This is a genomic window from Actinomadura sediminis, from assembly GCF_042675525.1.
Taxonomy (GTDB): domain Bacteria; phylum Actinomycetota; class Actinomycetes; order Streptosporangiales; family Streptosporangiaceae; genus Spirillospora; species Spirillospora sediminis.
In genome coordinates this window covers 30,616-43,209 of the sequence record NZ_JBHTJA010000009.1, presented here as the reverse complement: position 1 = coordinate 43,209, position 12,594 = coordinate 30,616, and the positions used below count along the sequence as shown (strand labels likewise).

Below are 12,594 nucleotides of genomic sequence, written 5' to 3'. Positions count from 1 at the left end.
GCGGCCCGCTGACCTGCGGTTCGGCGGACGGACGGCGCCGCGTGCGGCGCGCGGCGGGCGCCGGTCAGCCGCGGGAGGCGAGATCGAGGACGTCCTGCGGCAGGTCCTCGACGTGATCGGCGTCCCACGGGCGGTCCCAGCCGCCCGCGGCCAGCACCTCGCAGAGCAGCCCGGCCGTGAAGCCCCACACGAGCATGCCGCCGACCTTGAACGCGGGCCCGAGCTTCAGCCCGGACGGGTGCCGGACGGTCAGCCGGTTCGCCGGGTCGACCAGTTCGGCGATCGGCACGCGGGCGACGGTGGCGACCTCGCCGGGATGCCCGGGGGCGATCTGGGACGGTTCGCGCCACCAGCCGGCGACGGGCGTGACGCGGTGCCGGCTGCGCGACAGGTACAGCTCCGGCAGGGTGCAGAGCACGTCCACGCCGGACGGTTCGACGCCCGCCTCCTCCCACGCCTCGCGCAGCGCCGCCGCGACCGGGCCGTCGTCCTCGGGGTCGATGCGGCCGCCGGGGAACGCGGGCTGCCCGGCGTGCTTGTTGAGGGTCGCGGCCCGCTCGGTGAGCAGCACGTCCGGACCGTCCGGTCCCTCGCCGAACAGGATCAGCACGGCCGCGGCGCGCGCGTTTGGGGCCGGCCCGAACTGCGGCGGCACCTGCATCCGCGACGCGTGCGCGCGGAAACGGTCGAGCCATGCGGGGCAGGAGGCGATCTCGGTCACGTTGATCTCAACTCCGTGACGGCCGTTTTGCTTCCCGGCCCCGCCTCGCCCGGCCGGACGGTCGCGGTCACGAGAACGGCCCCGGCTTCACGAGCGCCTCGGCCGTCTCCGGGTCCGTCGGGCCCTCCCCGAACGCCGGGCACAGGGCCGCGAGGGGGCAGGCGCCGCAGGCGGGACGGCGCGCGTGGCAGATGCGGCGCCCGTGCCAGATCAGCCGGTGCGACAGCATCGTCCAGTCCTTGCGCGGGAACAGCTCGCCGATCGCCCGCTCGACCTTGTCGGGGTCGGTCTCGTCCGTCCACGCGAACCTGCGGACGAGCCGCCCGAAGTGCGTGTCGACGGTGATGCCCGGGACGTCGAACGCGTTGCCGAGCACGACGTTCGCGGTCTTGCGGCCGACGCCGGGGAGCGTGACGAGGTCGTTCAGGCGTCCGGGCACCTCGCCGCCGAACCGCTCGACCAGCGCGGCCGACAGGCCCATCACCGACTTGGTCTTGGCGCGGAAGAACCCGGTGGGCTTCAGCAGCGCCTCGACGTCCTCGGGGTCGGCGGCGGCGAGGTCCTCGGGCGTCGGGTACTTCGCGAAGAGCGCCGGGGTGGTCAGGTTGACCCGCTTGTCGGTGGTCTGCGCGGACAGCACCGTGGCGACCAGGAGCTGGAAGGGTGTCCCGAAGTTCAGCTCACAGTGCGCGTCCGGGTAGGTTTCCGTGAGGATCCTGTTCATCCGCCGCGCCCGGCGCACCAGCCCGAGGCGGGTCTCCGTCCCGCGCCGCCCGGCGCGCCGGGCCCGCGGCCGCGCGGAACCGGCGGAGCCGGCGGAACCGTCCGAGGGGGCCGCTTTCGTCGCCATGTCGCCAGGGTAGGCCCCGGACGGCGGGACGGGCGGCACCCGCACGCCCGTTTAAGTGGGAAGAGACCGGTGTGACGGCATTCACCCCGGTGTCCGTACACTGGGCGAACAGGGTCGTGGCGACGATCCCGCGAAGTGACGACCCCGCGTTACGGCGCGCCGTGGCCCTGCCTTCACGTACGCGGTGGGACGTACGTCACACTATGCATGTTGGTGTTTCGAGGAGGAGAAGCGTGACCGACCGCGACGTGGACGTTCTGAGCAGAGCCCCGCTCTTCGAGGCACTCGATGAGCAGGGGGCCAAGGCGCTGCGCGCCAACGTGACCGAGGTGCGGCTCGCCCGCGGTCAGACGCTGTTCAACGAGGGCGAGACGGGCGACCGCCTGTACGTCGTCGTGGAGGGGAAGATCAAGCTGACCCGCACGGCGCCGGACGGCCGGGAGAACCTGCTGAGCGTCCTCGGCCCCAGCGAGATGTTCGGCGAGCTCTCGCTGTTCGACCCCCGGCCGCGCACCGCCAGCGCCATAGCGGTGACCGAGTGCCGGCTGGCCGGGCTCGGCCACGACCAGCTCCGCCCCTGGCTGACCGGGCACGCCGAGGTCGCCGTGCAGCTGCTGCGCGCACTGGCGCAGCGGCTCCGCAAGACCAACGACGTCATGGCCGACCTGGTGTTCACCGACGTCCCCGGCCGCGTCGCCAAGGCCCTGCTGGACCTCGCCGAGCGCTTCGGGCAGCCGTCCGAGGCCGGCCTGCACGTCCACCACGACCTCACGCAGGAGGAGCTGGCGCAGCTCGTCGGCGCGTCCCGCGAGACCGTCAACAAGGCGCTCGCCGACTTCGCGCAGCGCAACTGGCTGCGGATCGAGGCCCGCGCGGTCGTCATCCTCGACATCGAGCGGCTGCGCAAGCGCTCCAAGTGAGCGGGCCGGCCGGTCCGCGACGACCGGCCGGTCACCGTCGGGCCGCCCGTCAGGACCGTTCGTTCAGGTAGTCGAGCTGCGCCTGCACGGACCATTCCGCCGCGGGCCACAGCGACCTGTCGACGTCCGCGTACACGACCTCCACGACCTCGCGCGCCGTCCGGGCGCCCCCCGCCACGGCCGCCTCGACCTGCGCGAGCCGCTCGCGCCGATGGTCGATGTAGTGGTCGAGGGCCGCCAGCGGGTCGTCCAGCTTCGGGCCGTGCCCCGGCAGGATCGTCGCCGCCTCCCGGTCCGCGCAGAACGCCCGGAGCCGGTCGAGGGAGCCCAGGTAGTCGCCGAGCCGCCCCTCCACGACGGTCGTCCCGTAGCCGAGGACGGTGTCGCCGGTCAGGACGGCCCCGTCCGCGGGCAGCCAGAACGTCAGCGAGTCGTCGCTGTGCCCCGGCGTCTCCAGCACGTGGAGCTCCAGCCCGCCGGCCGTGATGACGTCCCCCTCGACGATCCCCTCGTCGCCGAGGCGGTGCCGCGGGTCGAGCGCCCGCACGTGCACGCCGCCGCCGACCAGGTCCACGAACCGTCCGGCCCCGGCGGAGTGGTCCGGGTGCCCGTGCGTGAGGACGACCAGCGCGACCCTGGCCCCCCACGACCCGACCGTGTCCGCGACGCGCCGCAGGTGCACGTCGTCCTTCGGCCCGGGGTCGATCACGACGACGTCGGACGAGTCCGGCTCGCGGACGAGCCACGTGTTCGTCCCGTCGAGGGTCATCGCGGACGGATTCGGCGCGAGCACGCAGTACGCGCGATCGGTTCCCATACCGTCGATCTCGGTCATGGCGCCCATCCTGCCCGAGGCGGGAGGGGGCCGACCGGCCGGGTGCCACCCGAGCCGGTCGAGGCGCCGCAGCGCGGACGTCCCCGCGAGCCGCAGCAGGACGGCCCGCGACAGCCGCGCGCGGGCGCCGCCCGTCCACGGCGCGCGCGTCCGAGCCCGGCCCGTCCACGGCCCGCCGCCCACGACGGCGCCCTCACCCGGTCGGGTAGAAGTGCGCGACGTCCTCGGGCAGCACCAGGAACGCCTCCCCGTCCACGACCTCGGCCGTCGGCTCGTACACGGTGATCGCGCGCTCCGCCGCCAGGACGTCCGCGACCGTCTCGTACTCGGCCAGTTCGGTCAGCGTCGCCAGGGTCGGCGGCAGCATCATCCACTCGCCGGCCCAGCCGCGCTCCACGGCCTCCGCCGGACGCACCCACGCCACCTGGTCGGCCTCCGTGCTGACGTCTCGCGCGCGCTGGCCCTCCGGGATCGCCGCCACGAAGAACCGGGTGTCGTACCGCTTCGGCTCGATCTTCGGGGTGATCCAGTGCGCCCACGGGCGCAGCAGATCGGACCGCAGCACCAGCCCGCGCTTGTCGAGGAACCCGCCGAACGACTGGGAGCGGTCCAGCAGTGCCCGCCGGTCCGCCTCCCACGCGTCCCCGCGGACGTCGTCGACGACCGAGTCCGGCGCCGGGCCCGCGAGCAGCACCAGCGTCTCCTCGAACGTCTCGCGGACGGCCGCGCACACCAGCTCGCGCGCCACCGTCTCGCTCGCGCCGAACGCCGCCGCCCACTCGGCCGGCGACGGGCCCGACCACCCGAGCGACGCCTCGCCGTCGCGCGGGTCGACCGCCCCGCCGGGGAACACGTAGGCGCCGGGCGCGAACGCCATGGACCGCGCCCGGCGCAGCAGGAACGCCTGCAGGCCGTGCCGGTCGTGGTCGCGCAGCACCACGACCGTCGCCGCGTCGCGCGCGGGCGGCGGCGCCAGCCGTCCGGCGTCCATGTCCTCGATGCGCGCCACGAACTCCGCGGGCAGCTTCAGCCCGTTCACCCTCGCCTCGCCGGCCGTGTGGTCCTCATGGCGGCCAATTCGGGCATACCGAATGGCGTTCCGTCAACCCCGAGTCAGCATCCGGGTGAGGAGAGCGACGTTCTCCGCCCGGACGGCCGTCAGCCGACCTCGGCGATCAGCTCGACCTCGACGGGCACGTTGCGGGGCAGGGCCGCGACCCCGACCGCGCTGCGCGCGTGCCGCCCGGCCTCGCCGAACACCTCGCTCAGCAGGTCGCTCGCACCGTTCACGACGTCCGGCTGGCCGTAGAAATCGGGCGCGCTCGCCACGAACCCGACGACCTTCACGATCCGCGTGACGCGCGACAGCTCGCCCACCTCGGCCTTGAGCGCCGCGATCGCGTTCAGCGCGCAGATCCGCGCCTGCGCCTTCGCCTCCTCGGCGCTCACCTCCGCGCCGACCTTCCCGGTGGCGCCCAGCTCCCCCTTCACCAGCGGGATCTGGCCCGCCGTGTAGACGAGCGAGCCCGTCCGCGCCGTCGGCACGTACGACGCGACCGGCGGCACGACGTCCGGCAGCTCCAGGCCGAGCTCGACGATCCGCTCCTCGGGTGTGCTCATCGCCACTCCCTCCTCGACTCGCCCGCGAACGGGCCTAGGACTGCACTTCCCGCTTGAAGTAGGCCACCAGGTTCTCCGGGTTCGGCCCCGGCAGCACGGTGACGAGCTCCCACCCGTCCTGCCCCCAGTTGTCGAGAATCTGCTTGGTGGCGTGCACCAGCAGCGGAACGGTCGCGTACTCCCACTTCTTCATGTGCCTCACCCTAGCGATCGGCCCGCGCCGCGACCCCGCGAACCCACCGCCGCACCGGACCACCCGGCCGCGGTCCAGCGCGCCGCGAGGATCCCGCCGCGGCGGCCGTCCCGGCCCGGGAGCAGAACGGGCCGGGACGGAGGCCGCCAACGGGGTCGAACGCCCGGGCGGCTCAGTCGAGCGGCGGTTCGCGCCGCTCGTCCGCCCGCGTTTCCGGCTCGGCGCCCGCGATGCCCTGCTGCTCGCCCGTGCGCGCGCGTCCCGGCTCGTCCAGGCCGATCACCGGCGGAACGTCGTCGGGCGACGCGAGCGCGGGCGACGCCTCGGCGGCCTTCGCCAGCTCCTGCTCCGCCTTCGCGAGCCGCTCGCCGAGGTCCGGCTTCTCCTCCGGCGCCGCCTCGGCGGCCTTCTTCGCGTCGCTCGTCACCCGGTCGAAGAACCGCAGGATCTCCACCGGGAGCGGCATGACCAGCGTGCTGTTCTTCTCGGCCGACACCTCGACGACCGTCTGCAGCAGCCGAAGCTGGAGGGCCGCCGGGTCCTGCGACATGATCTCCGCGGCGGCGGCGAGGCGCTTGGACGCCTGGAACTCGCCGTCCGCGGTGATGATCCGGGCCCGGCGCTCCCGCTCCGCCTCGGCCTGCCGCGCCATCGACCGCTTCATGCCCTCCGGCAGCGACACGTCCTTGATCTCGACCCGCTCGATCAGGATCCCCCACGGATCCTGAGTGATCTCGTCGATGATCGTCCGCAGCTTGGCGTTGATCTTCTGGCGCTCGCCGAGCAGCTCCTGCATGTCCGCCTGCCCGATGACCGACCGCAGCGACGTCTGCGCCACCTGCGAGACCGCGTACCCGTAGTTCTGCACGTTCACGATCGCCTTCACCGGGTCGACGACCCGGAAGTAGACGACCGCGTCCACGCGGACGCTCACGTTGTCCTCGGTGATGCCCTCCTGCGCGGGCACGTCCATCGTGATCGTCTGCCGGCTGACCTTCTGCATCCGTTCGATCACCGGGACGATCGCCGTCAGTCCCGGCGCCCGCACCGCCCCGGGCCGCAACTGCCCGCCGCGCTGCACCTGGCCGAACCTGAACACGATGCCGTGCTCGAACTGCTGCACCACCCGGATCGCCGAGCCCGCGACCATCAGCCCGACCACGGCGATGCCCAGCAGCACAACGAGGATGATCGCTTCCATACTCGGACACCTCTCTCCCGCGGGACCGTCCCCCAGGTACCCGGCGACGCCGCCCCGGCGCCGGATGCGTGCGCACCCGGCCGGACGAGCCGGCCCTGGAGCCGGTGTCACGTTTCCCAGCTAACCCCGTGGGCAAGCCCGAACACAATGGTTCGCACGCGAATCCCGAGCGGGGGCGCCATCGTGTCAGGGATCACTTGCATGAGACGCGACGGCCTCTAAAGCTCGCGCCGGGTGGACGATATGGTCGATCGGGTGAGCGCGAGAGACACCGACTGGGACGGCGTGCGCCTGCACGTGGTCACCGGCAAGGGCGGCACCGGCAAGACGACGGTGGCCGCCGCACTCGCCCTGGCGCTGGCCGCCGGGGGTCGCCGGGTCCTGCTCGTGGAGGTCGAGGGACGGCAGGGCATCGCCCAGCTCTTCGACTGCCCGCCCCTCCCCTACGAGGAGCGCAGGGTCGCCGTCGCCCCGGGCGGCGGGGACGTCTACGCGCTCGCCATCGACACCGAAGAGGCGCTCATCGAGTACCTCGAGATGTTCTACAACCTCAAGCGCGCCGGGAAGGCCATGACCCGGCTCGGCATCGTCGACTTCGTCACCACGATCGCCCCCGGCCTGCGCGACGTCATCCTCACCGGCAAGACGAGCGAGTCCGTGCGCCGCCGCAAGAAGGACGGCTCGTTCATCTACGACGCCGTCGTCATGGACGCCCCGCCCACCGGCCGCATCACCAAGTTCCTCAACGTCAACGACGAGGTGTCCGGGCTGGCGAAGGTCGGGCCCGTCCGCAACCACGCCGACACCGTCATGAAGGTCGTGCGCAGCCCCGAAACGGCCGTCCACTTCGTCACCCTCCTGGAGGAGATGCCCGTCCAGGAGACGATGGACGGCATCCACGACCTCGCCGAGGTCGGCCTCCCGGTCGGCGCGGTGATCGTGAACATGGAGCACGCGCCCGTCCTGTCCGAGGACGACCGCGCCCGCGCCGCCGCCGGCGAGCTCGACGTCGACGAGATCGTCCGCGGCGTGAAGGCCGCCGGGCTCGAACGCGACGCCGAACCCGTCGCCGGCGTCCTGGCCGCCGAGGCCGGCGAGCACGCCCGCCGCACCGCCCTGCAGCGCCGCGAGAAGGAGCGCCTGGAGTCGATCGACCGGCCCCGCTACACGCTCCCGCTGCTGTCCGACGGCATGGACCTGGCCGGCCTGTACGACCTGGCGGCCGCCCTGCGCGACCAGGGCGCGGCATGAGGGAGACGAGCAGACGATGAGCCCGACCGCCAAGACCCCGCCGGCGCTGGACGTCGACCGGATGCTGGACGACCCCCGCACCAAGATCATCGTGTGCTGCGGCTCCGGCGGCGTCGGCAAGACCACGACGGCCGCGGCCCTCGGTGTCCGCGCCGCCGAGCGGGGACGCGACGTCGTCGTCCTCACCGTCGACCCGGCGCGGCGGCTCGCCCAGTCGATGGGCCTCAGCGAGCTCGACAACAACCCGCGCAAGATCGAGATCGACGGCGACGGCGAGCTGCACGCCATGATGCTCGACATGAAGCGGACGTTCGACGAGATCGTCGAGGCGCACGCCGACCCCGACCGCGCGAAGCAGATCCTCGCGAACCCCTTCTACCAGTCGCTGTCCTCGAGCCTGTCGGGCACGCAGGAGTACATGGCGATGGAGAAGCTCGGCCAGCTGCACCGGTCCGGCGCCTGGGACCTGATCATCGTCGACACCCCGCCGTCGCGGAACGCGCTCGACTTCCTCGACGCGCCCGAGCGGATGGGCCGGTTCCTCGACGGCCGGTTCATGAAGATGCTCGCGGCGCCCGCCAAGACCGGCGGCCGCTTCGGCGTCAAGGTGATCAGCGCGGGGTTCGGCATGTTCACCGGGGTCGTCAACAAGGTCATCGGCGTCCAGCTCCTCCGTGACGTCCAGACGTTCGTCGCCGCGTTCGACACGGTGTTCGGCGGCTTCCAGGAACGCGCCGAGAAGACGTTCCGCCTGCTGCAGACCCCGGGGACCGCGTTCCTCGTCGTGGCCGCACCGGAGCCGGACGCGCTGCGCGAGGCGTCCTACTTCATCGAGCGGCTCGCCGAGGAACGGATGCCGCTCGCGGGCCTCGTCGTCAACCGCGTGCACGAGTCCGCCGCGGACGGCCTGTCGGCCGCCCGCAGCCTGGCGGCCGCCGAGACGCTGGAGGAGCGCGGCGACCACGCGCTCACGGCCGCGCTGCTGCGGCTGCACTCCGACCGCATGCAGCTCGCGGCCCGCGAGGAGCGCCTCCGCGACAACTTCGCGTCCACGCACCCGACCGTCCCGGTGACCGCGGTCCCCGCGCAGGCCGAGGACGTCCACGACCTGGACGGCCTGCGCCGCGTCGGCGAGGACCTGGCGGCCCGCGACGACCGCCCCGCCGCCTGACCGGGAACCGGACGCAGAAAGGCGTCCCGTTCGTCTGATGCGGCAGGTCCACGCCGCGCACCCGGCCGCCGCGCCGGTACCCGCACTGACGAACGAAACGTTCGTCCGCAATGGACATCGGCGACCGAAAAGGCGCCGACGGACGGACGACTCGGCCGTTCACCGCACGCAGGGGAGGCAATCCCGCAAACGCCACGACATGCGCGAACACCGCCGGGGCGGGCGATCACCCGTTCGCGTTCGCCCACCGTTCACGACCGCCCGGTTTCGGTCGTCCGAAATCACGCCGTGATGCGCCGGGCGGGGACGACTCCGACCTTGGCCGGACATGACTGTGGGCCCGTACCCACCTGGTACGGGCCCACAGCCGTGTCCGTTGCAATGCCGCATCGCCCGAATCCGCACCCGGATTCGGGGCCGCCCGAAGGGACGTCAGCTGGCGACGAGCTCTTCCTCGTCGGCGTCCGACGACCGCTCGTACTCCTCCTTGGCGGTCTCCAGCAGGTCGCGCCACGACCGCACGTCCGGCCGCCGCCGCAGCAGCGCCCGTCGCTCACGCTCGGTCATCCCACCCCAGACACCGAACTCGATCCGGTTGTCCAGCGCGTCCGCGAGACATTCCGTCCGCACCGGGCAACCGCGACAGATGAGCTTGGCCCGGTTCTGCGCCGCACCCTGCACGAACAGAGCGTCCGGGTCCGCGTTACGGCAGGCGGCGCGGGCGGTCCAATCCGTGATCCACATCTTGGCCCCACTCCCCTAGGGTCTGTGTCGATTTGCGCTCCATGGCCGGACGGGCGCGGACGTCAGGCCGCCAAACGAAAGCCGTGGGGAAGAACTTACGGAAGCGAGGGACGTTTCAACAGTCCCCGATGGGCCCATTCTCGATATAGCCCTCCAGGGCCATACCGCCGGAACGGACTAGTTACCTCTAGTTGACGCGCGAGACACCGCGCAGGTTGTCACGATGACCACAGAACGGGCGGAACTTCTCGTGCCGGACGTCGAACCCGGGGCGGACGTGTCCCGTATGCACCTCTCGTCCCGCGTACCCTAGGGCGTGTGCGCGTTGCGAATTCGGATCGGGGCAAGGCCCTCACCACGCTGATCAAGCTGCTGGGAACGGGCATCGTCGCGGGCGTGCTGGTCGCCCTGGTCGCCCTGCCGGGCGTCGGGAGCGCGGGCATCACCGCCCGCGACGCCGCGAACAACTTCCAGGAGATGGACAGCGAGCTCAACACCTCGCCGCCGTCCGAGAAGACGGTGCTCTACGACACCGACGGCAAGCAGTTCGCCACCTTCTTCGACAAGTACCGCGAGTCCGTCCGGCTCGACCAGATCGCGCCCATCATGCGGCAGGCGATGATCGACATCGAGGACTCGCGGTTCTACGAGCACGGCGCCATGGACATCGAGGGCACGCTGCGCGCACTGGCCTCGAACGTCGGCTCCACCACCACGCAGGGCGGCTCCACCCTCACCCAGCAGTACGTGAAGAACCTGCTGGTCGACAGCGCCCAGACGCAGGAGGAGTACAAGGAGGTCACCGCCCCCACCGTCGGCCGCAAGATCCGCGAGCTGCGCTACGCGCTCGAGGTCGAGAAGACGATGTCGAAGGACCAGATCCTCGAGGGCTACCTCAACATCGCGTACTTCGGCGGCGGCGCCTACGGCGTGCAGGCCGCGGCCAAGCGCTACTTCAGCAAGCCCGCGTCCAAGCTGACCCTCGGCGAGGCCGCGCTGCTCGCCGGCATCACCCAGAACCCCACCGCGTACGAGCCGCACCGCAACCCGAAGGACGCCCGCGCCCGCCGCGACGTCGTCCTCTACCGGATGGCCGAGCTGGGGCACATCACCAAGGCCCAGGCCGACCGGGCGGCCGCCAAGCCGGTCGAGCTGAACCCCACCGAACCCGTCGGCGGCTGCCAGACGAGCCAGGCCCCGTACTTCTGCGAATACGTGAAGTACGACGTCCTCAACATCCTCGCCGACGGCAAGTACTGGCAGATGGACGCGAAGGAACAGCAGGCCGTCGTCAACAAGCTCAACCGCGGCGGCTACACCGTCCGCACCACCCTCGACATGGACAAGCAGCAGGCCGTCGACAAGGCCCTGCGGAGCATCGTCGACCCCGAGGGCAACCGCGTCGGCGCCGAGGCCATGGTCGAACCCGGCACCGGCAAGGTCCGCGCCATCGGCCTGAGCAAGCACTTCGGCCCCGGCGACGGCAAGACCACCATCAACCTCCCCGCCGACACCCGGCACGGCGGCGGCACCGGCGTCTCCGCCGGATCGACCTTCAAGGTCTTCACCCTCGCCACCGCCCTCGAACAGGGCATCCCGGTCAACACCAGCATCAAGTCGCCCGAGACGATGTCCGTCAGCGGCTTCAAGGCGTGCCCCTACTACGGGACGTACCAGGGCAAGAAGTACAACGGCGAGCTCCTCGGCGGCGGCAACTGGCCCTCCGTCTCCAACGCGGGCGACAGCCAGTCCGGCACGTTCAACCTCAAGACCGGCACCTGGGGCTCCGTCAACACCTTCTACGCCCAGCTCGAGAAGCGCGTCGGCCTCTGCAACTCGGTCAAGATGGCCGAGCGGTTCGGCATGAAGCAGGGCAACGGGCAGCCGCTCCTGCCCGTCCCGTCCCAGGTCCTCGGCGTCAACGACGTCGACATGGTCCACCTGGCCGCCGCGTACGCCGGGTTCGCCGCCCGCGGCAAGTACTGCGCGCCGCTCGCCGTCACCGAGATCGTCGACCACACCGGCAAGCGCGTCGAACTGCCGAAGCACGACTGCAAGCAGGTCGTCGAGCAGGACGTCGCGGACAAGGTCAACTCGATCCTGCACGCGAACATGAGCCAGGGCACCCCGAAGGGCCGCAACATCGGACGTCCGGCCGCCGCGAAGACCGGCACCTGCGAGGCCCACACCTGCGCCGACTTCGCCGGCTACACCCCGAACCTCGCCGCCGCCGTCGCCTACTGGGACTTCCGCGGCCCCTGGCAGTACAAGGTCTACGGCGTCTACGGCGCCGACACCCCCGGCGCCATCTGGCAGCGGAGCATGCGCGAGGCCCTGCAGGGCGAGCCCGCCCCCGGCTTCCGCACCCCCGCCCGGAACTTCGGCGACACCACCCGGGTGCCGAACGTCGCGAACCAGCCGCTGAACAACGCCCGGAAGGCCATCGAGGACGCGGGCTTCAAGGTCCAGGTCGCGCCCGCGGCGTCGGACCGTCCCCGCAACACGGTCGTCTCCTCGTCGCCCGCCGCCGACACCGAGGCCGCCCCCGGCAGCACGGTGATCCTCTACGTGAGCACCGGCAGACGCGACTGACGGGAAAGGGGCCCGGCGCACGCCGGGCCCCTGGTCACTCGGCGAGCTGCCGCTTCACCTCGGCGGCGACCCGCCCGCCCTCGGCGCGCCCCGCCACCTTCGGGTTCACGATCTTCATGACCTGCCCCATCGCCCGCGGCCCCGCGGCCCCCGACTCGGCGATCGCGTCCGCGACCAGCGCCGCCAGCTCCTCGTCCCCCAGTTGAGCGGGCAGGTACTCCTCCAGGACGACCCCCTCGTCCCGCTCGGCCTGCGCGGACTCCGTCCGCCCCGCCTCGTCGAACGCGGCCGCCGCCTCCCGGCGCTTCTTCGCCTCCCGCGTGAGCACCTTGACGACGTCGTCGTCCGACAGCACCCGCACCTGCTTGCCGGCGACCTCCTCGTTCTTCACCGCCGTGAGTGCCATCCGCAGCGTGCGCGTACGCACATCGTCGCGCCCCTTGATCGCGGCGGACAGGTCGGTCTCCAGCTTCTCCTTCAGGGTCATGGTCACATT

The 12,594-nt window shown here is 72.0% G+C and carries 13 protein-coding genes; 4 read left to right on the top strand and 9 right to left on the bottom strand.

What is annotated here, in order from left to right; all coding sequences use genetic code 11:
• Positions 1-64: 64 nt before the first annotated feature.
• Positions 65-712, bottom strand: a complete 648-nt coding sequence (locus ACFQ11_RS07445; protein ID WP_378297274.1) for an NUDIX hydrolase — start codon at positions 710-712, stop codon at positions 65-67.
• 76 nt (positions 713-788) lie between these two features.
• Positions 789-1,445 (bottom strand): endonuclease III, encoded by a 657-nt coding sequence (nth, locus tag ACFQ11_RS07440; protein ID WP_378297273.1) that lies wholly within the window; start codon positions 1,443-1,445, stop codon positions 789-791.
• A gap of 359 nt (positions 1,446-1,804) precedes the next feature.
• On the opposite strand from nth, the gene ACFQ11_RS07435 reads away from it, so the two are divergent.
• Positions 1,805-2,491: a Crp/Fnr family transcriptional regulator gene (locus ACFQ11_RS07435; protein ID WP_026402956.1), complete on the top strand. Its 687-nt coding sequence runs from the start codon at positions 1,805-1,807 to the stop codon at positions 2,489-2,491.
• Between the two features lie 49 nt (positions 2,492-2,540).
• On the opposite strand, the gene ACFQ11_RS07430 is transcribed toward ACFQ11_RS07435, so the two are convergent.
• The 5 genes from ACFQ11_RS07430 to ACFQ11_RS07410 all read right to left on the bottom strand — a co-directional run bounded on the left by ACFQ11_RS07430 (position 2,541) and on the right by ACFQ11_RS07410 (position 6,340).
• Positions 2,541-3,326 (bottom strand): MBL fold metallo-hydrolase, encoded by a 786-nt coding sequence (locus ACFQ11_RS07430; RefSeq protein WP_378297272.1) that lies wholly within the window; start codon positions 3,324-3,326, stop codon positions 2,541-2,543.
• A gap of 193 nt (positions 3,327-3,519) precedes the next feature.
• Positions 3,520-4,317 carry an NUDIX hydrolase gene (locus tag ACFQ11_RS07425; protein WP_378297271.1) on the bottom strand — a complete coding sequence of 266 codons (798 nt, stop codon included), beginning with the start codon at positions 4,315-4,317 and terminating at the stop codon, positions 3,520-3,522.
• A 167-nt stretch (positions 4,318-4,484) separates the two neighbouring features.
• The gene (locus ACFQ11_RS07420; protein WP_378297165.1) at positions 4,485-4,946 is read right to left on the bottom strand and encodes a RidA family protein; all 462 of its coding nucleotides are present in this window, start codon (positions 4,944-4,946) and stop codon (positions 4,485-4,487) included.
• Positions 4,947-4,980: 34 nt separating this feature from the next.
• Positions 4,981-5,139: a DUF4177 domain-containing protein gene (locus tag ACFQ11_RS07415; RefSeq protein ID WP_021591512.1), complete on the bottom strand. Its 159-nt coding sequence runs from the start codon at positions 5,137-5,139 to the stop codon at positions 4,981-4,983.
• A 172-nt stretch (positions 5,140-5,311) separates the two neighbouring features.
• Positions 5,312-6,340 (bottom strand): slipin family protein, encoded by a 1,029-nt coding sequence (locus ACFQ11_RS07410; protein ID WP_378297164.1) that lies wholly within the window; start codon positions 6,338-6,340, stop codon positions 5,312-5,314.
• Between the two features lie 255 nt (positions 6,341-6,595).
• On the opposite strand from ACFQ11_RS07410, the gene ACFQ11_RS07405 reads away from it, so the two are divergent.
• Together ACFQ11_RS07405 and ACFQ11_RS07400 are read left to right on the top strand one after the other, a co-directional pair.
• On the top strand, positions 6,596-7,591 hold the full coding sequence (locus tag ACFQ11_RS07405) for an ArsA-related P-loop ATPase (RefSeq protein ID WP_378297163.1): 996 nt from the start codon (positions 6,596-6,598) through the stop codon (positions 7,589-7,591).
• A gap of 16 nt (positions 7,592-7,607) precedes the next feature.
• Positions 7,608-8,762 (top strand): ArsA family ATPase, encoded by a 1,155-nt coding sequence (locus ACFQ11_RS07400; RefSeq protein WP_378297162.1) that lies wholly within the window; start codon positions 7,608-7,610, stop codon positions 8,760-8,762.
• A 432-nt stretch (positions 8,763-9,194) separates the two neighbouring features.
• Here ACFQ11_RS07400 and ACFQ11_RS07395 read toward each other — a convergent pair whose 3' ends face one another.
• Entirely contained in the window at positions 9,195-9,506 is a 312-nt protein-coding gene (locus tag ACFQ11_RS07395) for a WhiB family transcriptional regulator (protein WP_378297161.1), read from the bottom strand.
• A gap of 318 nt (positions 9,507-9,824) precedes the next feature.
• Between ACFQ11_RS07395 and ACFQ11_RS07390 the strand changes: the two genes are divergently transcribed.
• Complete coding sequence (locus ACFQ11_RS07390) at positions 9,825-12,098, top strand: transglycosylase domain-containing protein (protein ID WP_378297160.1); 2,274 nt, start codon at positions 9,825-9,827, stop codon at positions 12,096-12,098.
• Positions 12,099-12,132: 34 nt separating this feature from the next.
• On the opposite strand, the gene ACFQ11_RS07385 is transcribed toward ACFQ11_RS07390, so the two are convergent.
• Complete coding sequence (locus ACFQ11_RS07385; protein ID WP_378297159.1) at positions 12,133-12,585, bottom strand: GatB/YqeY domain-containing protein; 453 nt, start codon at positions 12,583-12,585, stop codon at positions 12,133-12,135.
• Between the last annotated feature and the right edge of the window lie 9 nt (positions 12,586-12,594).